Origin of the sequence: Streptomyces sp. CB01249, from assembly GCF_001905735.1 — a bacterium.
Lineage (GTDB): Bacteria > Actinomycetota > Actinomycetes > Streptomycetales > Streptomycetaceae > Streptomyces.
The window spans coordinates 207,255-227,146 of the sequence record NZ_LISW01000005.1 but is presented as its reverse complement, the minus strand read 5'-3'; the positions used below and the strand labels follow the sequence as shown (position 1 = coordinate 227,146).

Annotated in this window: 18 protein-coding genes; 5 read left to right on the top strand and 13 right to left on the bottom strand. The window is 70.8% G+C overall.

The window, feature by feature from the left end:
* Window positions 1-23 precede the first annotated feature (23 nt).
* Window positions 24-980, bottom strand: coding sequence for a DMT family transporter (locus AMK18_RS23690; RefSeq protein WP_073864410.1), 957 nt, complete (start codon window positions 978-980; stop codon window positions 24-26).
* Here AMK18_RS23690 and AMK18_RS23685 point away from each other — a divergent pair.
* Both AMK18_RS23685 and AMK18_RS23680 read left to right on the top strand, forming a co-directional pair.
* On the top strand, window positions 979-2,448 hold the full coding sequence (locus AMK18_RS23685; RefSeq protein WP_073864409.1) for an aminotransferase-like domain-containing protein: 1,470 nt from the start codon (window positions 979-981) through the stop codon (window positions 2,446-2,448). The two genes, AMK18_RS23690 and AMK18_RS23685, sit on opposite strands and share 2 nt — an antisense overlap.
* A 54-nt stretch (window positions 2,449-2,502) precedes the next feature.
* Window positions 2,503-3,066, top strand: a complete 564-nt coding sequence (locus tag AMK18_RS23680) for a histidine phosphatase family protein (protein WP_198957069.1) — start codon at window positions 2,503-2,505, stop codon at window positions 3,064-3,066.
* Here AMK18_RS23680 and AMK18_RS23675 read toward each other — a convergent pair.
* From AMK18_RS23675 to AMK18_RS23655, 5 genes are all read right to left on the bottom strand, one after another.
* Window positions 3,026-5,275 (bottom strand): MMPL family transporter, encoded by a 2,250-nt coding sequence (locus tag AMK18_RS23675; RefSeq protein WP_198957068.1) that lies wholly within the window; start codon window positions 5,273-5,275, stop codon window positions 3,026-3,028. The two genes, AMK18_RS23680 and AMK18_RS23675, sit on opposite strands and share 41 nt — an antisense overlap.
* A gap of 77 nt (window positions 5,276-5,352) precedes the next feature.
* Window positions 5,353-6,108 carry a Clp protease N-terminal domain-containing protein gene (locus AMK18_RS23670; RefSeq protein WP_026171611.1) on the bottom strand — a complete coding sequence of 252 codons (756 nt, stop codon included), beginning with the start codon at window positions 6,106-6,108 and terminating at the stop codon, window positions 5,353-5,355.
* A 129-nt stretch (window positions 6,109-6,237) separates the two neighbouring features.
* A complete protein-coding gene (locus AMK18_RS23665; protein ID WP_018103809.1) occupies window positions 6,238-6,735 on the bottom strand; it encodes a peptidylprolyl isomerase in 498 nt (165 codons plus the stop codon).
* Window positions 6,736-6,782: 47 nt separating this feature from the next.
* Entirely contained in the window at window positions 6,783-7,295 is a 513-nt protein-coding gene (locus AMK18_RS23660) for a DinB family protein (protein ID WP_073864407.1), read from the bottom strand.
* 39 nt (window positions 7,296-7,334) lie between these two features.
* Window positions 7,335-8,123: a LysR family substrate-binding domain-containing protein gene (locus AMK18_RS23655; RefSeq protein WP_198957067.1), complete on the bottom strand. Its 789-nt coding sequence runs from the start codon at window positions 8,121-8,123 to the stop codon at window positions 7,335-7,337.
* A gap of 58 nt (window positions 8,124-8,181) precedes the next feature.
* On the opposite strand from AMK18_RS23655, the gene AMK18_RS23650 reads away from it, so the two are divergent.
* On the top strand, window positions 8,182-8,586 hold the full coding sequence (locus AMK18_RS23650; protein WP_073864405.1) for a DUF5997 family protein: 405 nt from the start codon (window positions 8,182-8,184) through the stop codon (window positions 8,584-8,586).
* 66 nt (window positions 8,587-8,652) lie between these two features.
* Here AMK18_RS23650 and AMK18_RS23645 read toward each other — a convergent pair whose 3' ends face one another.
* From AMK18_RS23645 to AMK18_RS34520, 6 genes are all read right to left on the bottom strand, one after another.
* Window positions 8,653-10,140, bottom strand: a complete 1,488-nt coding sequence (locus AMK18_RS23645) for an FG-GAP and VCBS repeat-containing protein (protein WP_241836632.1) — start codon at window positions 10,138-10,140, stop codon at window positions 8,653-8,655.
* A 164-nt stretch (window positions 10,141-10,304) separates the two neighbouring features.
* Window positions 10,305-11,303, bottom strand: a complete 999-nt coding sequence (gene gap, locus AMK18_RS23640; protein WP_073864403.1) for a type I glyceraldehyde-3-phosphate dehydrogenase — start codon at window positions 11,301-11,303, stop codon at window positions 10,305-10,307.
* 129 nt (window positions 11,304-11,432) lie between these two features.
* Window positions 11,433-12,401, bottom strand: a complete 969-nt coding sequence (locus AMK18_RS23635; protein ID WP_018103815.1) for a GlxA family transcriptional regulator — start codon at window positions 12,399-12,401, stop codon at window positions 11,433-11,435.
* Between the two features lie 26 nt (window positions 12,402-12,427).
* Window positions 12,428-13,174: a DUF6193 family natural product biosynthesis protein gene (locus tag AMK18_RS23630; protein WP_073864402.1), complete on the bottom strand. Its 747-nt coding sequence runs from the start codon at window positions 13,172-13,174 to the stop codon at window positions 12,428-12,430.
* 1 nt (window position 13,175) lies between these two features.
* Window positions 13,176-13,610, bottom strand: a complete 435-nt coding sequence (locus AMK18_RS23625) for a VOC family protein (RefSeq protein WP_073864401.1) — start codon at window positions 13,608-13,610, stop codon at window positions 13,176-13,178.
* A 313-nt stretch (window positions 13,611-13,923) separates the two neighbouring features.
* Window positions 13,924-14,055, bottom strand: coding sequence for a DUF397 domain-containing protein (locus AMK18_RS34520; protein ID WP_107422360.1), 132 nt, complete (start codon window positions 14,053-14,055; stop codon window positions 13,924-13,926).
* Window positions 14,056-15,071: 1,016 nt separating this feature from the next.
* Between AMK18_RS34520 and AMK18_RS23615 the strand changes: the two genes are divergently transcribed.
* Both AMK18_RS23615 and AMK18_RS23610 read left to right on the top strand, forming a co-directional pair.
* Window positions 15,072-16,142, top strand: a complete 1,071-nt coding sequence (locus AMK18_RS23615; RefSeq protein ID WP_198957066.1) for an AAA family ATPase — start codon at window positions 15,072-15,074, stop codon at window positions 16,140-16,142.
* The gene (locus AMK18_RS23610; protein WP_073864400.1) at window positions 16,139-16,687 is read left to right on the top strand and encodes a hypothetical protein; all 549 of its coding nucleotides are present in this window, start codon (window positions 16,139-16,141) and stop codon (window positions 16,685-16,687) included. The genes AMK18_RS23615 and AMK18_RS23610 overlap by 4 nt, the downstream gene beginning before the upstream one ends.
* 104 nt (window positions 16,688-16,791) lie before the next feature.
* Here the strand turns inward: AMK18_RS23610 and AMK18_RS23605 are convergent, their stop codons facing one another.
* The gene (locus tag AMK18_RS23605) at window positions 16,792-19,419 is read right to left on the bottom strand and encodes a GmrSD restriction endonuclease domain-containing protein (RefSeq protein ID WP_073864557.1); all 2,628 of its coding nucleotides are present in this window, start codon (window positions 19,417-19,419) and stop codon (window positions 16,792-16,794) included.
* Window positions 19,420-19,892: the final 473 nt, after the last annotated feature.

Sequence of the window (19,892 nt, the reverse complement as noted above, 5' to 3'; positions counted from 1 at the left end):
GCGGTGCCGTGCTGCTGACCAGTCTAGGACCGGGTCCGCGTCGCGCGCTGGGTGAGCGCGATGCAGACCAGGACCGCGACGGCCGCCGCCGGGGCCGCCGCCGAGACCTCCTTGCCGAGCAGGAAGAACGACCAGAACAGCGTCAGCAGCGGCTGCGCGAGCTGGAGCTGGCTGGCCCGGGCGACCCCGATCTCGGCCATGCCCCGGTACCAGACGTACAGCCCGAGGAACGTGGAGCCGGCCGCCACCCAGACCAGCCCGACGATCCCGTGCACGCCGAGCCGCACCGGCTCGTACGCCAGCGCGACGGCGGCGCCCGCGAGGTTGAGCGGCAGGGTGAGGATCAGCGCCCAGCCGGTCACCTGCCAGCCCGGCATCACCTTCGCCAGCCTGCCGCCCTCGGTGTACCCGGCCGCGCACACCAGGAGCGCGCCGAACAGGAAGAGGTCCCCGGCCGACAGCGCCCCGCCGCTCTGCGCCACGGTGAAGGCGATCACCACGGCCGCCCCGGCCACCGCCGCCGCCCAGAAGGCCCGGGGCGGGCGCGCCCCCGTCCGCAGCGAGGAGAAGACCGCCGTGGTCAGCGGGAGCAGCCCCACGACCACCGCGGCGTGCGAGGTCGTGGACGTCCGCAGCGCCAGCGTCGTCAGGAGCGGGAAGCCGACCACCACCCCGCCGGCCACGACGGCGAGCCCCGCCCAGGCCTCCCGCGCCGGCACCCGCACCCGGGCCGCGAGGAGGAAACCGCCGGACAGCACCGCCGCGAGCAGGCTGCGCAGCGCGACCAGGGACCAGGGGCCGAAGCTCTCCAGACCCCAGGCGGTGGAGGGGAAGGTCAGCGAGAACGTCACCACGCCCAGCAGCGCGAGCAGCGTGCCCCGGCGGGCCGGGGCGGAGACCGGGGCGGGCGGGCGCGGGCGGCCGTCGGCGGGGGTGACCGCTATCGTGTTCGGTGCGGTAGCGCTACTCTCTGCTCTCATGCATGAGCGTAGCAGTGTGGCGGATCTGGTCACAGCCCTGCGAACCGAGCTGGACCGCTACTCCCCGGGTGAGAAGCTGCCCTCCAGCCGTGCCCTGGTGGAACGCTTCCGGGCCAGTCCCGTGACCGTGTCGCGGGCCGTCGCCCAGCTCGCCGCCGAAGGGCTCGTCGTGACCCGCCCCGGCTCCGGCGCCTACCGGGCCCAGCCCTCCGCCCGTCCGGCGCCCCCGGCCGGTGACACCTCCTGGCAGGAGGTCTCGCTCAGCGGAGACGGCTCCCCGGAGGCGGTGCCCCGCAGCGTCGACGCCTCCGGCCTCCTGGTCAGCCTCGTCCCCCCGCCCACCGGGGTCATCGAGCTCAACGGCGGCTATCTGCACGCCTCGCTCCAGCCCGAACGGGCCCTGGCCGCCGCCCTGGCCCGGGCCGGCCGACGCCCCGGCGCGTGGAGCCGCCCGCCGGTCGACGGGCTCACCGAGCTGCGCGCCTGGTTCGCCCGGGACATCGGGCCCTCGCTCGGCGCCGCCGACGTGCTGATCACCGCGGGCGGGCAGAGCGCCCTGGCCACCGCGCTGCGGGCCCTCGCCCCGCCCGGCGCGCCCGTGCTGGTCGAGTCGCCCACGTACCCCGGTATGCTGGCGGCCGCCCGCGCGGCCGGGCTGCGGCCGGTGCCGGTCCCGGTGGACTCCGAGGGCGTCCGGCCCGACCTGCTCGCCGCCGCCTTCCGGGCGACCGGGGCCCGCGTCTTCGTCTGCCAGCCGCTGTTCCAGAACCCGACGGGCACCGTGCTCTCCCCGGCCCGGCGCCCCGAGGTGGTCCGGATCGCCCGGGAGGCGGGGGCCTTCGTCATCGAGGACGACTTCGCCCGCCTCCTGGCGCACGACGACGCGGGCCCGCTCCCGGCGCCGCTCGCCGCCGACGACCCCGACGGCGTCGTCGTCCACTCCCGTTCGCTCACCAAGGCCGCCTCGCCCAGCCTGCGGGTGGGCGCGCTCGCCGCCCGGGGCCCGGCCCTGGAACGGCTGCGCTCCATCCAGGTCGTGGACAGCTTCTTCGTCCCCCGGCCGCTCCAGGAGGCCGCGCTCGAACTGGTCGGCTCGCCCGCCTGGGCCCGCCACCTGCGCGCCGTCTCCGCCGAGCTGGGCGCCCGCCGTACGGCGATGACGGCGGCGCTGCGGACGGCCCTGCCGGGCCTCGGCCTCCCGCACATCCCGTCCGGCGGCGGCTACCTCTGGCTGACCCTGCCCGGCTCCGAGGCGGGCACGGACGAGTCCGCGATGGTCCAGGAGGCCCTGCGCGCGGGCGTGGCCGTCGCCCCGGGGCGCCCGTACTTCTCCGCCGAACCCCCGGCCCCGCACATCCGCCTGAGCTTCGCCTCGGTCGCCGGGCCACCGGAGATCGCGGAGGGCGTCCGCCGGCTGCGTACGGCCTGGGAGGGCACGCCCGCCGCCCTGATTCCTACTCGGGCGTAGGAGTGCCCGAACGACCTCTTGACCCGCGTCGCGATCCGCCCCACGATCGCGGCCATGAGTGTTCGGGTCACGCTCCTCGCCGCGGCGCGCGGCTCCGCCCTGCTCGGCGAGCGTTTCGACGACGACCGGCCGCTCGACGAGGCCGGCTGGTACGCGGTGCAGTTCGCCGCCCCGGCCCTGGCGCCGCTGGGCTCCGCCGAGCTGCGCTACTGCTCGCCGACCCCGCGCAGCCGCGCGACCGGTGAGGCACTGGGCTTCCACCCGCTGGTGCAACCGGCCCTGCGCGACTGCGACATGGGACGCTGGCGGGGCCGTACGCTCGCCGAGGTCACCGCCCTCGAACCGGCCGCCGTCGACGCCTGGCTGGCGGACCCGCGCTCCGCGCCGCACGGCGGTGAACCGCTGCTCGCGTTCATCTCGCGGATAGGCGGCTGGCTGGACACCCGCCCCGCCTGTGACGGCGCGATCGTCGCCGTCGCCGAACCCGCCGTGGTCCGGGCGGCGCTCGTCTACGCGCTGAAGGCCCCGCCGTCCACGTACTGGAACGTCGACGTCGGCCCGCTCTCCACCGTCACCCTCACCGGCCGCTCGCGCCGCTGGAGCCTGCGCCTGGAGTAGGCGGAGACCCGTCGGAGCCCTCCGTGTCGATGTGCGGCAGCACCCGGTCCAGCCACCTCGGCGACCACCACGCCGCGCGCCCCAGCAGCGTCATCACGGCCGGGACGAGCAGCAGCCGTACGACCGTGGCGTCGATCAGCACGCTGACCGCGAGGCCCAGGCCCAGCATCTTGACCACGATGTCGTCGCTGAGGATGAACGCCGCGAAGACGCTGACCATGATGAGCGCGGCGCAGGTGATCACCCGGGCCGTGATCTCCAGGCCGTGCGCCACCGCGTCCCGGCTGTCCCGGGTGCGCAGCCACGCCTCGTGCACCCGGGAGATCAGGAACACCTCGTAGTCCATGCTCAGCCCGAAGACGATGGCGAACATCATCATCGGGACGTAGCTCTCGATCGGCACGGTCCCCGACACGCCCAGCGAGGGCCCGCCCCAGCCCCACTGGAAGACCGCCACCACCACCCCGTACGAGGCGGCGATCGAGAGGAGGTTGAGGACGGCGGCCTTCAGCGCGACCAGCACACCCCGGAAGACGATCAGGATGATGAGGAAGGCGAGGCCCACCACGACGGCGATGATCCCGGGCAGCCGGGCCGCGATGATCGCGAGGAAGTCCTCCTGGGCGGCGGTCGTCCCGGTCACATAGCCCGAGGCGGCCGTGCCCTTCACCCCTTCCGGCAGCGCGTCGTCCTTGAGGCGCTTGAACAGGTCCGTCGTCCCCGCGTCCTGCGGGGCGTCCTTCGAGACCGCGGTCCCGACGAGCAGCGCGTCGTCGCTCGTCGGCTGGAGCGCGCTGACGCTCGCCGCGCCCGGCACGTCCGTGAGCGCCTTCTTCAGGTTCGACGCGAGCGCCGAACGGTCAGCGTCCGGCACCGAGCGCTGGTCGACCACCAGGGTGAGCGGTCCGTTGGCGCCGGGCCCGAAGGCCGAGGAGACCAGGTCGAACGCGCGCCGGTCCGTGAAGCTCGTCGGATCCGCCCCGTCGTCGATGTGCCCGAGCCGGATCGAGAACAGCGGGATGGCCAGGACGCCCACCACGACCGCCCCGGCGACCAGGAACCACCACGGCCGGCGCTCGACCCGGCGCGCGTAGCGGTGCCAGCCGCCCTGCTGGGCGACGCCCGCCCCGGCCCCGCCCTCGGCGACCGGCGGCCGGACCCGGAAGCGGTCGATCCGCCGGCCGACGAGCCCCAGCAGGGCGGGCACCAGCGTGAGCGCGCCGAGGACCGCGGTGACGACGGTGACCGCGGCGGCGGCCCCGAGCTTGCCGATGAACGTCACGCGCGAGACGTAGAGACCGGCGAGCGCGACGACGACGGTGCAGCCGGAGACCAGCACGGCGCGCCCGCTGGTGGCCACCGCCCGCCCGGCGGCCCGCACGGGATCGTCGCCGTCCATGACGAGCTGGCGGTGGCGGGTGATCAGGAAGAGCGCGTAGTCGATGCCGACGCCGAGCCCGATCATGGTGGCGAGCGTGGGCGAGACACTGGCGAAGGTGGTCAGCGCGGCCAGCAGCCCCAGACAGCTCACCCCCACGATCACCGCGATCAGCGCGGTGACCAGCGGCAGGCCCGCGGCGAGGACGCTGCCGAAGCCGATCAGCAGGACGACCACCGCGACCGCGAAGCCGATGGCCTCGCTGGTGAAGTCCTTGGTCTCGGGCCGGGCGAGCTCGCCGAGCGGACCGCCGTACTCCACCTGCACCCCGGCGCTGCGCAGCGGCTGCACCGCGGTGTCGACCTGGTCGAGGTAGGAGTCGTCCAGCGAGGTCGGGTTCACGTCGAACCGGACGGTGATGTACGCGGTCTTCCCGTCCTTCGACAGCGCGGTGGAGGTGGCCGAGGACGACGAGGGCAACGGGTTCTGGGCGGAGAGGACGTGCGGCAGCTTCTCCAGGTTCCCGACCACCTGGCCGACCTGGTCGCTCACGTCCGTCAGCGGTTTCTGCGCGTCGTGCAGGACCACCTGCGCGCCGGTGCCGCCCGCGGCCGGGTCGTGCGCCCGCAGCAGGTCGGCACCGGTGCTGGACTGCGTACCGGACAGATCGAAGTCGTCGGAGTACGTGCCTCCGAAGGCGCTCTGCAGGACGTGCAGCCCGCCGAGCGCCAGCAGCCACAGGACGAGGACCACCACGCAGTGGCGGGCGCACCACTCACCGAGCCTGAGGAGCCGCCCGCGCCGCCCCGCTCCTGTCTCATACGTACTCACGCCGAGAACGTAGAGGCCGGGCGCGGGACGGCCGGTGCGACACGTTCAGCCGACGGCGCGGTTCCACCGGGCGGGGGTCACTTGTCCGTGCCGGACGCCTGCTGCTTGGAGACGAGGATCGACAGCGCGTAGGTGATCGCCTGCTCGGCGGCTGCCTTGTCGATGCCGAGACCGCTGAGCACGCCGGAGCCGTCCTCGTGCTCCAGCAGGGCGAGCAGGATGTGCTCGGTGCCGACGTAGTTGTGCCCCATCCGCAGGGCCTCGCGGAAGGTCAGCTCCAGCGCCTTGCGCGCGTCACCGTTGTACGGGATCAGCTCGGGGATCTCGCCCTCGGTGGCCGGGGGGAGCGCGGCGGTGGCCGCCTGCCGGACGGAGTCCAGGGCCACGTCCTGCGCCTTGATGAACGCCGCCGCCAGGCCCTCGGGCTCGCTGAGCAGGCCGAGGACGAGGTGCTCGGTGCCGATCTCGGCGTTGCCGGCTGCCCGGGCCTCGTTCTGGGCCGCCATCACCACGTTCTTGGCGCGCTGCGTGAAGCGGCCGAAGCCCTGGCTCGGGTCGAGGGCGGTGCCCTCGCCGGGGTCCTTGGCGACGAAGCGCTTCTGGGCGGCCTGCCGGGTCACGCCCATGCTCTTGCCGATGTCGGTCCAGGAGGCGCCGGAGCGGCGCGCTTGGTCCACGAAGTGGCCGATCAGGTGGTCGGCGACGTCGCCGAGGTGGTCGGCGGCGATGACGGCGTCCTGAAGCTGGTCCAGGGCGTCGGAGTGCACCTTCTTGATGGCCGCGATCAGGTCGTCCAGGCGGACGGGCTGCGACGGCACTACGGGATTCGTCATGTGTCAACCGTAAGTTGACAGTCATGGAGTGTCAACCGAAGGTTGACAATGAACGTGTTTCCGAATGCGGAAACGCGCCGCCCGACGGGAAACGTCGGACGGCGCGTTCGGTCAGCCGGGGATCCGGGATCAGAGGATGCCGGAGTCCGCGATGGTGACCTTCGCCTGGGTGCGGCCGCTCTGCGAGCCGAGGCCCTCGATGCGCTTGACCAGGACCATGCTGTCCTCGTCGGCGACCTCGCCGAAGACGACGTGCTTGCCGTCCAGCCAGGACGTCACGATCGTGGTGATGAAGAACTGCGACCCGTTCGAGTTCGGACCGGCGTTGGCCATCGACAGCAGGCCCGGCTTGGTGTGCTTCAGCTCGAAGTTCTCGTCCGGGAACTTGTTGCCGTAGATGCTCTTGCCGCCCGTGCCGTCGCCGCGCGTGAAGTCGCCTCCCTGGAGCATGAACTCCGGGATGACCCGGTGGAAGGAGGAGCCCTTGTAACCGAAGCCGTTCTGGCCGGTCGCCAGCTGGCGGAAGTTCTCGGCGGTCTTGGGAACGATGTCGTCGAACAGATTGAAGACGATCCGCCCGGCGGGCTCGTCGTTGATGGTGATGTCGAAGAAAACCTGGCTCGTCATGGATCCCATCCTGACATCTCCCCGGAGCGACCCGGAAACCCGGCCCGTCAGATACCGGTGCTGCCGTCGATCCGCTCCCGGAGCAGATCGGCGTGACCGCTGTGGCGGGCGTACTCGCCGATCATGTGGTGGTAGATCCAGCGGAGCTTCACCTCGCCGCCCATGAAGGGCGCCGAGTCCTCCAGCGAGCGCTCGGCGCAGACCGCGCGGGACACGGCGACCTCCTCCCGCCAGACCGCCAGGGCATCGGAGAAGGCGGCGTCCGCGGAAAGGCCGAATCCTCCGCTGTGGACCCCCGGACCGGCCGGCGGGTCGTACAGCGACGGTACGTCCTCACCGGTCAGGACCCGCCGGAACCAGTTCCGCTCGACCTCCGCGAGGTGCTGGACGAGCCCCATCGGCGTCAGCGACGACGGCGGTACGGAGGCACTGCGCGCCTGCTCGTCGGTGAGGTCCTCGCACTTCTGGGCCACGGTGGCCCGGTAGAAGTCGAGCCAGCTCTCCAGGCCGGTGCGCTCGTCGGCGTCGAGGGGCGGCATCGGGCGTTCGGTGTGCGTCATGCTCCCCGATGCTGCCAGGCGGGTCTGACAACGGCCCGGCTACGGCCTCCGGCGGGGCTTCCCGCGCTTGGCGGCGGCGCCGCGCGCGCCCTTGGCCGCCTTGGAGCCGCCGGAGCCTCCCGCGCCGCCCCGGGAGCCCTTCCCCGCCCCCGTACCGGAAGCGCGCTTCGCCTTGTCCTTGGCCTTCGCCTTCGGCTGAGCGGCGGGCGCCGCCCCCGCCCGGCCGCGCGAGCTGTTCACCGTACGGCCGCGGACGATGCCGATGAAGTCCTCCACCTGGTCGGTGGTCTTCTCCTGCGGCCAGGACAGCGCGACGCGCGACTCCGGCGCGTCCGTCACCGTCCGGTACGTCAGGTCCTTGCGGTGGTGCAGCCGGGCCAGCGACTGGGGGACCACGAGGACCCCGATCCCCGCCGCGACCAGCTCGACGGCGTCCCCCGTGGTCGCCGGCCGCTCCAGCGCCGGGCGGCCGGGCAGCTGCTCCCAGGGCAGGGCGTCGTCCATCGGGTGGAGCACGATCTCGTCGGCCAGCTCCGCGACCGACAGCTCGTCCACCGCCGCGATCAGGTGGTCCTTCGGGACCACGACGACCGTGGTCTCCGTGTACAGCGGGATCGCGCTGAGGTCCGTGCCCTCCACCGGCAGCCGGAGGAACGCCGCGTCGGCGTCACCGGCGCGCAGCAGCTCCTGGGCGCCGAGCGCGGGGACCTGGACGAGGTGCAGCGGGATGTCCGGCAGGCGCTCGTTCCAGATCCGCACCCATTTGGCGGGAGTCACTCCGGGGACGTACGCCAGCCGGAACGAGGGGGTTGCTTCGGGGCCTGTCACCCCGCCAGGTTACCGGCCGTGGTCGAGGGCGCCGCACGCGCTGGATACCCTTGACCCCATGAAGTCCCACCAGACCACCCAGACGATGAAGCCCGCGACCGCGGCGAAGAAGCTGGGTGTGTACCTCGACGCCACCCCCGCCGAATTCCAGGAGGGTGTCGTCTCGCGCGCCGAGCTGGCGGCCCTCCAGGCCGATCCGCCCGAGTGGCTGCGCGACCTGCGGAACAACGGCCCGCACCCCCGCCCGGTCGTCGCGTCCAAGCTGGGCGTCTCCATCTCGGGCCTGGCCCGCGGCGGGGTCACCGAGGCGCTGACCACCGAACAGATCGAGGCCCTGAAGCAGGACAACCCCGAGTGGCTGCAGAAGGAGCGCGCCACCCAGGCGGACGTCCGCAAGGAGAACATCCGCATCAAGGAGCGGAACGCCGAGCGCGAGGCCAAGGACCGCGACGAGCGCGCCTGACGCCCGCGACGACGCCGTGAGGGGCCCGTTCCGCGTCGGCGGAACGGGCCCCTCACGGCGTGCTCGTCAGTTGTAGAGACCGAACCCGTTGTCACCGCCCAGGTTCAGGCCGAACCGGGCCTGCTTCGCCAGGATGCCCAGGTCGACCGGGTTGAAGGCGAGGGCGCCGGTCGTCGTCAGCCCCGTCGAGGTGCCGCGCAGCGACCACACCGCACCGCCGTCCGCGATCGCCTCCAGGTCCTCGTCCGGCGCACCGGCCGTCAGCTCCGCCCTGCCGTCCCCGGTGACGTCCAGCAGCCGCACCGAGGCGCCGAAGTGGTCGCCCTTCTCCGCCACCCCGGGCATGCCCGCCGTGTCCTGGTGGAACGACTTGGAGCCGGTGCCGCTCAGCCCGCCGGGCCCGCCCTTCAGCAGGACCACCGCGCCCGCGCCCGCCTTCGACTCCAGGGCCTCGAATGGCACGCCCACCGCGAGGTCGTCGTAGCCGTCGCCGTTGACGTCGCCCGCGCTGAGCCGGGCGCCGAACTGGTCGCCCTTCTCGCTGACGCCCGGGACGCCCGCGGTGTCCTGGGTGATCGTCTTGGTCCGGGTGGTGCTCGGACCGGACGCGGAGCCGTAATAGATCTTGACGGTGCCCGGGTCCGTGGGGAAGTCCTCGTAGATGCCGTTCGGCACCACCCGGACGGCGAGGTCGTCCTTGCCGTCCTTGTCGAAGTCGCCGACCGTCGGGGACGTGCCGGAGGGCAGCCGGGTGGAAGTGGTCGACAGGCCCTGCGGGGTGCCCAGCCACAGGCTCCCGCCCTCGGCGTGCTCCTCGTAGCTGAAGAAGGTGCACAGGTCGTCGATGCCGTCGCCGTTGAAGTCGCCCACGGCCGGGTCGGACATGAAGTTGTCCGACGTGAACATGGTCACCCGCTGCTCGCGGACCGGCTTCCCGGCCCGGCTGAACGGCCCGTACAGCACGCTCCGCTGTTCGAGGTCCCCGTCGCCCCAGCCGTGCGCCAGCATCAGGTCCGTGTCGCCGTCGCCGTTGAAGTCGCCGGCGATGACGTTGTTCCCCATCTCGCCGCTCTCGGGCCCGGGGATGCGTACCGCGCCCTCGCCCGTGATGCCGCCGGTGCGGCCCCACAGCACGATGACCGAACCCCGGTTGGTGGGGAGGGCTTCGTACGTGTACACCGCCAGGTCCGTCAGCCCGTCGTGGTCGAGGTCGGCGGGGACCAGCCGGAGGCCGAACAGATTGCCCTCACTGGGTTCGCCCGGCACCCCCGGGGTGCTCTGGTCGATGGTCGTCGTGCGGGCGGCGCTCAGGCCCTGCGCCGAACCGTAGGCGATGGTGAGGTATCCGGAGTAGGGCTGCCCGTTCACCGACGCGTGCGTCGTGCCGACGACGACGTCCTGGTACCCGTCGCCGTTGAAGTCCTCGCGGACGGTGGTGGTTGCCGTTCCCCCGGCCGTGCCCGCGTGCGCGCCCCCCGGCGCCGCGACGGCCACGCCGCCGGTCAGCGCCGTGGCGGCGCACACGGCCACGGTCAGCATGGTGCGAATGCCCACAAAATTCTCCTTGGTCGCGTACGTGGAGCCAATGGCGTACGAGGTGTGAGGGCTCGCATAGGAGACACGTGCGGCGCGGAGAAGGTTGCACGGCGAACGGAAGGTGAACTCGGCGCGGGGGCAGGGGAGTCGGGGGCGGTCCGTGGCCGCCCCCGACCCGTTTCCTAGCGGCCGGCCAGCAGGGTGAGCGTGTCGATCACCCGGTTGGAGAAGCCCCACTCGTTGTCGTACCAGGCCGACACCTTGACGTGGCGCCCGTCGACCCGGGTCAGCTCCGAGTCGAAGATGGACGACGCCGGGTTGCCGGTGATGTCGGCCGACACGAGCGGGTCCTCGGAGTATTCGAGTACGCCCGCGAGCGGGCCCTCAGCGGCCGTCCGGTACGCCTCCAGCACCTGATCGCGCGTCACGTCCCGTGCCACGGTGGTGTTCAGCTCCACGATCGAGCCGACCGGGACCGGCACCCGGATGGAGTCGCCCGACAGCTTGCCGTCCAGCCGGGGCAGCACGAGCCCGATCGCCTTCGCGGCGCCGGTCGTGGTCGGCACGATGTTGACCCCGGCGGCGCGGGCGCGGCGGGCGTCGCGGTGCGGGCCGTCCTGGAGGTTCTGCTCCTGGGTGTAGGCGTGCACGGTCGTCATGAAGCCGTGCTCGATGCCGGCGAGGTCGTCCAGGACCTTGGCCAGCGGCGCGAGCGCGTTGGTGGTGCAGGAGGCGTTCGACACGACCGTGTGCAGCTCGGGGTCGTACGCCTCGCTGTTGACGCCGTACGCGAGCGTCACGTCCGCCCCGTCCGAGGGCGCGGCGACCAGCACCCGCTTCGCCCCGGCGTCGAGGTGGGCGCGGGCGGCCTTCGCCGAGGTGAAGCGGCCGGTGGCCTCCACGGCGATGTCGACGCCCAGCTCCGCCCAGGGCAGCCGCGCGGGCTCCCGCTCGGCGAGCACCTTGATGCGGCGGCCGTCCACGACGAGCGTGTCCCCGTCCACGGTCACCGGGCGGCCGAGGCGGCCCGCGGTGGTGTCGAACGCCAGCAGCCGGGCGAGGGTGGCGGGCTCCGAGAGGTCGTTGACGGCGACCAGGTCGAGGTCGCTGTCGCGTTCGAGCAGCGCGCGCAGCACGTTGCGTCCGATGCGGCCGAATCCGTTGATGGCGATGCGAGTCACGTGAGATGTCCCTTCTCTCTTCGCCCTCCACGATCGCGCGCGCCGCGCGCCCCGGACAGCGGCGGGATCGCCACGGTCCGCAAGGATCCCGCCAGCGGGGCGTGGCGGCGGCCCACCCCCCATTCGCCCCTATTCGCCCCGGGTGAAGGTGCGCCGGTACTCGCTCGGGGTGGTGCCCAGGATGCGCTGGAAGTGCAGCCGCAGATTCGCGCCGGTCCCGAGCCCCACATCGGCGGCGATCTGCTCGACGGCCCGCTCCGAGCGTTCGAGGAGTTCGCGGGCCATGTCGATACGGGCCCGCATCACCCACTGCATCGGTGTGTACCCGGTGTCCTCCGCGAACCGCCGCGAGAACGTGCGGGGCGACACCGCCGCGTGCCGGGCCAGCGCGTCGAGCGTGAGGGGTTCGCCGAGCCGGTGCAGCGCCCACTCCCGGGTGGCCGCGAACCGCTCGCCCAGCGGCTCCGGGACGCTGCGCGGCACGTACTGCGCCTGCCCGCCGCTGCGGTACGGGGCCGCGACGAGCCGCCGGGCCGCGTGGTTGGACGCGGCGATGCCCAGGTCGCCGCGCAGGACGTGCAGGCACAGGTCGATCCCGGACGCGGCGCCCGCCGAGGTGAGGACGCTGCCCTCGTCCACGAACAGCACGTTCTCGTCCACCCGGACCAGCGGGTACTTCGCGGCGAGCGCCCGGGTGTAGTGCCAGTGCGTGGTGGCCCGGCGGCCGTCGAGCAGCCCGGTCGCGGCGAGCGCGAACGCCCCGGTCGAGATGGCGGCGAGCCGCGCCCCCCGCTCGTGGGCGGCCACCAGCGCCTCGATCACGGCCCGGGGCGGATCCTCCCGGTCCGGCTGCCGGTACCCCGGTACGAACACGATGTCCGCCCAGGCCAGCGCTTCGAGCCCGTGCGTCACGTGGTAGGCGAGCCCGTCGCCCCCGGTCACCGGCCCCGGGGCCGCCCCGCACACCCGTACCTCGTACGGCATGCTCGCCCGGGTCGTGAACACCTGGGCCGGGATGCCCACGTCGAGCGGCTTCGCCCCGTCGAGCACGAGAACGGCGACGCGGTGCAGACGGGGTGCGGGGGAGGGGGCGGGCATGGGCGCGAGCGTACGTGGCCGGGCGCCTACTCCGGTGGCGCGCCGAGCGCTACGGGGCCCGGGTCGGCCGGAAGACGGACGAGCGCCGCGGCGACGGCCGCCCGGGCGGTGGCGAACTCACCCGCGGCGCCGGGGCCGCCGCTCACCGCGAACGCCCCCTCCCCGTTCGCGGCGACGGACGGCCCGACTACGGTCAGGAGCGGACGCGTCGTGGTGGAGAACCGGAGCGCCCAGTGGCTCGTGAACGGGTAGAGCGCCCGCAGCACCGGCTCGGCGTACGCCGCCTCGATCAGCGAGCGGTACGCCGGGGCCCAGGGACAGGGGAGCCCGGCCGCCTGCTGCCGCAGCCCCTGCCACTCGGACTCGGCCAGGCGCCCGGGGTCCAGGTCCGGCACCTCGAACCGGCCCGTCGGCCGCGCGAAGGGCGCCGCCCGGTGGATGTCCTCCAGGGGCTCCCCGTCGTGCCAGCCCCGGACCGCCCGGGCCACGTGCGCCAGGTCGTCGGTCTCGCCGCCCAGCACGGGCAGCGACTGGAAGGCGTCGTCGCCCGAGATGCGCCAGCGCCGTTCGTACCGCCAGGCGCTGACCCGCAAGGGCCTCCGGTGCGGCAGCGTGGTGGCGGCGCCCGCGTCGAGCAGCGGCTCTCCGTCCGGCGAACTGAGCGGGACCGCGTCCAGGCCGCCCGCCGCAACGGCCCGCAGGGCGGCGGCGAGGCTGCCGTGCGCGGCGACCTCGGGGTACAGGGCGGCCGGGTCGGGCCGGGGGTCGGTCATCTCAGTCGAGGCAGAACTCGTTGCCCTCGACGTCCTGCATGTTGAGGCAGGACTCGTTCTCCTCGTCGGCGAGCAGCAACTGCCCGCGCTTGGCGCCGAGCGGCAGCAACCGCGCGCACTCGGCCTCAAGTACGGCAAGCCGCTCCTCGCCCTTGAGCCCGATGCCCACCCGGACATCGAGGTGCAGCCGGTTCTTGGCGACCTTGCCCTCGGGGACCTTCTGGAAGTACAGGCGCGGACCGGCCCCGGTGGGGTCGGAGGCCGCGAACCACGTGTTCCGCTCCTCCGCGGGCAGCGAGGCGTTGTACGCGTCCCAGGAGTCGAACCCCTCCGGCGGCTCCGGTGCGACATATCCCAGCACCTCGCACCAGAAACGCCCCACGCGCTCGGGGTCCGCACAGTCGAAGGTCACCTGGAACTTGTTGATCTCTGTCATGGGGGTCACCCTAAATGCAGATCCCCGATGTCACTGAGAATTCTAGTTGGCACATCATGGTCTGCGGCGTCTGCTCTCGCTCTCCTGAGGGGCGGCGTTCCATGCTGGGCCGCCGAGGTCGAGGAGGGGCTGCAGGGCGGGGTTCGCCGGATCCTGGGCGGCGTAGTCCAGCACGTCACGCTGGGACGTGAACAGCCTCCCGATCTTCGAGTCCCGTTCACGTTCCCCGAGCACCGAAGAAGAATGGAAGGCGTGTCGCAGCCTCCCGCTGCACGAGGCGAACGTGCTCCACCACTTCGGCACGTACGAAAGGTCAGACCCAGGCCATCGTCGGCGCCATCTCGCGTGTGACGCCGGAGCAGGCGACCTCCACGCATTCACCGCCCTCGTTGCTGTTGTAGTTGCTCTTGAACCAAACATGGCGCGCGGGTTCTGCATCGTTCATTGGTCCCCCAGCAAGTTTTCGATCGGGGATATCCGCTCCACATCCTCCGCAGTCGCAGCCAGTAGTCCCCTGCATTCCAGCAACTCATCCCCTGTGCACAGCAGTTCGGGCTGACGCGTCCGTCATCCCGCTCTAGTCGCCTCCCCGTAGCCGAGCCGGTCGCCCAGCTCCCTCTGGCTCATCCCGGCCCGTACCCGCACGACCCTGGTCTGCCGCCCTAGCGCCCGGAACGGGTCGCCACCTCGTCTGTACGTCCGCCTCACCGCCGGTGGGCCCCCGAACCGCCCGCCTGTGCTGCCATCCCGTACCGCTGCCCACTGCCGTCGCACCAGGGGCGAACTGTCGAACGTCCGGCCAGGTTAAGGCCGTACCTGCGCACATCCCGCCCTCCGCCCCGGGATAGTCGCCTCTCGGTACCACGCGGCACCTTTCACGATGTAGAAGTGCTTCGTCACTCTCGGTGGGGTGGGCCGGCAGGTCATCATCGTCACCGGGGGGCCGACCATCACGACTCACCACTTCCGCCTTACGTTTCACCAGCAGACACGGCGCCCACGCGAGCCCGCCATGCCGCCGAACGCTGGATTGCAGACCAGCGGGACCGCTTGGAGATAGCAGCCAGTGACGAGGGCACGGTTTGCGGTTTCCTCCCTCATTGCGGAACTCGCCGCGTACGGGCCGCCTTGCCTGCCTTGCCCATGGTCCTCACGGCTGGTGCCCTGCGCATCGAGGTCATGGATGCCTGAGGGGAGCGTCTCCCGCGCCGACGTCTGATGCGGGCAGCGAGTCCGGATGCGATCTGCTCCTCGTCGCCTCGCTCGCAGGCGCTTGGGGCTGCGAGCCCGCTACCTCGGACGGAAGACGGTATGGGCGGAACGCACCCGGCGTAAACCCGCGCGCAAGGGGGCGCGTGAGTGTAACCGTGCTCCCAGCCAACAAAGTTGGGGATTGACGGTGATTGTGAACGGCCTTCACGCTTGATGAGTAAGCGTGAAGGCCGTTCACGAGGAGCTGTCATGGCGGGCATGTCCGAGGCTGAAGACCAACTCGTCGGACTGTTCGAAGTGGCGGGGATGGCGGGGGTTGGCCGGACCGTCGTAGCGAATTGGCGCGCTCGTGACAAATACTTCCCTGCTCCCCTCGCGGACCTGCGGAGCGGCCCGGTTTTCCGGGCGAGTGAGATTCAGCACTACCTCAAATGGAGAAAGAAGCACATGGTATCCAAAGCCCACGTCATCTCGGCCATCAATCTGAAGGGCGGAGTCGGGAAGACCACGACCACGGCCGGACTCGCGGAGTGCCTCTCCGCAGAGTTCCGCAAGCGGGTCCTGGTAGTCGATCTCGATCCGCAGACCAATCTGACCACGGTCTTGATCGGGGAGGAGAGGTGGGGGGAACTGAACGACGATGGGTACACTCTGGCGACTCTGTTCAAGGATGCCCTTCGGCCCGAGGACGAGCCTCTGGAGTTCGACCTGGAGAAAACACTCCAACGCAATGTCTCTTCCGTGGACGCGGTGACGAAGGTGGACCTCCTGCCGTCCTCGCTGGACCTCATCGACGTCCAGGACCGCCTGGCGTCCATGCCCAGGGGGCGTTTCCACGCCAACAACCCCACCGATCTTCTGCGCAAGGCGATCCGGAAGATCATTGACGACTATGACTACGTGCTCGTCGACTGCCCTCCCAACCTCGGCATTGTCACTTTGAACGGTCTGCGCATCTCCGAGGGATACATCATCCCGACGATTCCCGACGTCCTGTCCACCTACGGCATCCCTCAGATCCAGCGGCGGGTGCGGGCCTTCGCCGACGACCTGGGGGAGACCATCAAAGAGATCGGTATCGTCATCACGAAATACAAGGCAAATTCGACAGTCCACTGGAACACTGTCAGGCGACTTCAGGGCGACAATAAGCTCCCCGCAGTGCTGCCGACCTTCATTCCCGAGAAGAACGACATCGCCGGTTCGGCGGAGTTCGTCGGTCGCAGTACGCTGCGCCAGAAGTACGGATACCAGGGCGGTTTCGACGCTTTCCGTGGTATGACGCAGGAATTTATTGAAATGGTCGAGGAGAAGGCGTGACCGAGCAGAGCGGCAGTCGGCCCGATGACAACGGACTCCTGAATGCACGGGTGCGGGAGGCCGAAGAAGCCCTGACTAAGCTCGGCGCCTCCGACCCTGAGCTCGCGGCGACGCTCGTAGGTGTCCTCGCCGTGGTGGCATCCGAAGCCGCACGCACGACACGCTTCGCCCGAGCGTTGGCCAAGGCGCTGACGTCTCCCGATGCGCAGACCGCACCTCGGTCGGCAGAACGCCCAAGGCGTAGCCGACGAGCCCCGGGAGTGATCGACCCGTTCGCGGTGCTCGCCGAATCCGGCGAGACGGGACTGCGTTCGAGCCTGAGCGAGCTCGGCCTCGAACAATTGCGAGACATCGTCTCCGAACACGGGATGGACCACGACCGGCTGGCGCTGAAGTGGAAGGACCCTCAACGGGTCGTCGACCGCATCGTGGAACGCGTCGAATCGCGGACAGCCAAGGGGGCCGCCTTCCGGGGACGGACGGAACAGCCCGCTCTGCGGGATGAAGAGGCCGCCGCCCCTGCGGGCGAGGACTCGTCCCTCTGAGGCAACCCGGCGCGACGCTGCAAATGCCTCACGTTCGCCACGCAGGTCAAGGCCATCCGCATTGAGCGGCGCGTACGGGACCGTTCTGTCCTGCTGATCCAGACTCAGACCCTGTCCCGGCTTTTCCATCGGTCCCGGACCCACATCAGAGCTTCGACGAGCAGCTCTCGGTTGCGATCCTTCTCCAGAACGGACAGCGGGAAGCTGGGGGCCGGTCCCCGGCCCGCCTCTCTCTCCTGATGGTCAATACCTTCAAGTTCATTGAGAAGCCGGAGGAATTCGTGACGCAGGGTGGCGCGGGTGGACGGCTCCATTAGTGAAAGCCATTGGAAGCCGAGATAGGCCGTGCCGCCCAGTCCGCAGCCAGAGGTAATGCCCATGGGCGAGATCACGCTGTCTGGGGCGCCCGTCTCCTCCAAGGTGAGCGTTGCACCGCTGCCGCTGGCCTTCGTGCCGCCGAGGTGATAGATCTTTCCGCCGATTTCATCCCAGCTTGCAAGGAGGCCGCGCACCGCCTCCACCGTCCTCGGCGAATTGTCCTCTGCGAGGTCACGGAAGAACCGCCTCTCGGGGGAGTTGTCCGCCATGAGCTGCAGGTAGAACGAGTTGGCGTCCGTCTGCTCACCCTGGCTCTCCGGGGCGCACTGCGTTGTGTCCTCCTCGCTGCCGGCCGGGTCGCCGGCTTCGCTGACCAGCGAAGCAAGCTCATCGGCGGAGAGGCGCTGCGCCGGATCGGCTGCCCCGCCGGCCGTAATGCGCACGCCGTCGCCGCTGAGCCGAGCACGAACGTCCCCTCCCGCGTCTTGAGGTGCCCAGCGGAAGCCGTCGGAGACCTTGCCCTCGGAGGTGAGCACCCGGTACGCGTTGGCCACCCCTGGCGTATTAGCCAGATGATTACCCACGGCCTGGGCGCCGGAGCCGATGAAGGCCGCGAGATCTCCGTACGACGTCCAGGCGCCGTGGGGGAGCGAGGCGAGCACCTGATGGGCTAGGTTCCAGTCCCGGCTCCGCTCCGCTCGGCCGACTCCGCGTAGCGGGGCCGGCCACAGTGTGATCGCGCGGTCGGCGAGTTCGTCGGCACGGGCGCGGATGTCTGCCGCGCCCCACCGCTCTGTGGTGGCGATGCGACGGTTCATCTCCAGATGGCTGCCCTGGAGCAAGCCCTGCTTGCGCTCGAATGGGTGATTGGATAGCTCCGAGTTGACTGCGGTGAGTGTTAGGTTCCCAAGCGTGTGCTGAAGCCGGGAGTGCAGGTCCTCCGCGCTCTCGCCGTCGACCACCTCCTCGCTCAGCATCCGGAGCCACTCATCGCTAGGCGACTGCGGCATGACATGCTCGATGGTGAGCTGCGCGGTGGCGAAGTCGATCGGTTCGGGATGCTCGTAGCTTTCCTCCAGCCGCTGGAGCACCATCTTGCGCTGGTGACCGCGGCCGAACTTGTAGAAAGGTGCCTTTCGGACCTTCTCGCGCAGTTCGTCGTCATCGGGCCAGAAGCGGTTCTCTGCGGAGAGGAGCTGGTGCAGCCCGTCGGCGACAGCCACGTCCAGCGGGAGTTGCCCAGGCACTGCCTGGAAAATCCTGTTGAGGTTGTTCGTCGGCACCCGGCACATCATCCGGCGCACCAGGAAGCTCTCGATGTAGGACATCGCGCGGGCCGTGTCCGCGGAGCTCAGCTCCCCGCGCTGACGCCGGTCGAGCAGCAGCATCAGCGCGGGATAGGCGACCTGGGCCTGCCAGGTGTCCAGCCGGTGCAAGTGGGCGCGGACCGCTTCGTTTGCCTCCTCCTCGGGGTGGAGCAGCCGACGGAAAAGGGCGCCACGCCGGTACAGCTCCTTGATGTAGGCCTCAATCTCCACCTCGCTGACCTCACCCCGCTCGAAGCGTTGCTGCTGAGCCGCGTAAAGGTCCTGGCGGCGAACCCGGCCGTCCCCGTCGAGCACCAGCTGAAGCCACATGAGCTGTTCCAACTCGTCGTTGCTCAGGCTGTCCTGCAGCGGAAGCCAGTAGGTCTCGTAGATGTGCTCACCGCGGGTGGGCAGCCGCATGAACAGGTAGTTGCGCAGCAAGTCTGCCTGGCTCAGCTTGAGGCCGGTGTTGTTGAGGGACTCGAAGATGCGGTGCACGTTGTCCGCGCGTTCGGCCGTAACCGCCACCAAGGTGAGCCGGGAGGTGATGGCCTCCTCGATGCGAAGCACGTCCTGTGGGGCGGCAGGATCGGCGGCCTCGACGAGCTTGCGGCGGAAGAAGCCGTAGGCAGCGGCGACGGCTCCGCCCGCCGCCTGCTCCGAGAGCGGTCCCCGAACGTATGCCGCGAACTGCGCCCGGTCAGCCTGGGTTGGTAGTAGCCTGAGGCGGTCGCTGCCGTTCTTACGCTTGTTGATGAGGTATTCATCGTCGATGCGCTCGGCCTCGTCGGGTTCGCCGTCCGCTATGTGGTCGCGGATCGCGGCCAGGGCGAGCGACAGCGTGGTCAGTCGCTGCTGACCGTCGACGACGAGCCAGCGGGGGAACGTAGCTTCGTTCTGCGGCGACGGCGAGAGCACCACGGACCCCAGGAAGTGAGTGCTCGCCTTCTCTCCGAACTCCACGAGCTCGGCCTGCTCCAGGATGTCGGTCCACAACTGTCTGAGCTGCTTCTCCGACCAGGAGTAAGTCCGCTGGTAAAGCGGCACCTGGAACTGCTGTGCTCTGCCCTGGACGAGATCGGCGAACAGCGTCTCCTTCGCCTGCACGGCGTCCCCCTCGGTGATCGGTCCGGCGTAGCACGTAAGTAGGACCTTACGGCTTCCCGCTGACATTCAGGAGCCTTGCAAGCCCTCGTTCAGGCACGCGCACCAGAGCGCGTGGGCCTGGCCCATCTCGTCCAGTTCAGCCCGGTGGGCCGGCCTTCCACGAGGGCTTGGTCGACGATCCGCGCCGTGAGTGAGACCAGGTGCGCCGCTGCCTGTTCCATCCGCTCCCCCGCACCCGTTCCGTCGGCGAGGCTTACGCCCAGATCCTCCTCGTCGTCGTGCACGGACGGCACGCGGGGCCTCGGGTTGGCCGTGAGAGCGGGGACGGAGCCCAGAGTGACTGGCTCGTCCGGTCCATCGTTGCCGAGGATGCGGTTGGCGGTCGTACGGACGGCCTCGGAGCATTCGACGCTCGCCGGCTAGGCCCGCAGGACCCTGGCCCCAGCGGCGGACCACCACCCGGCCGGGGACTC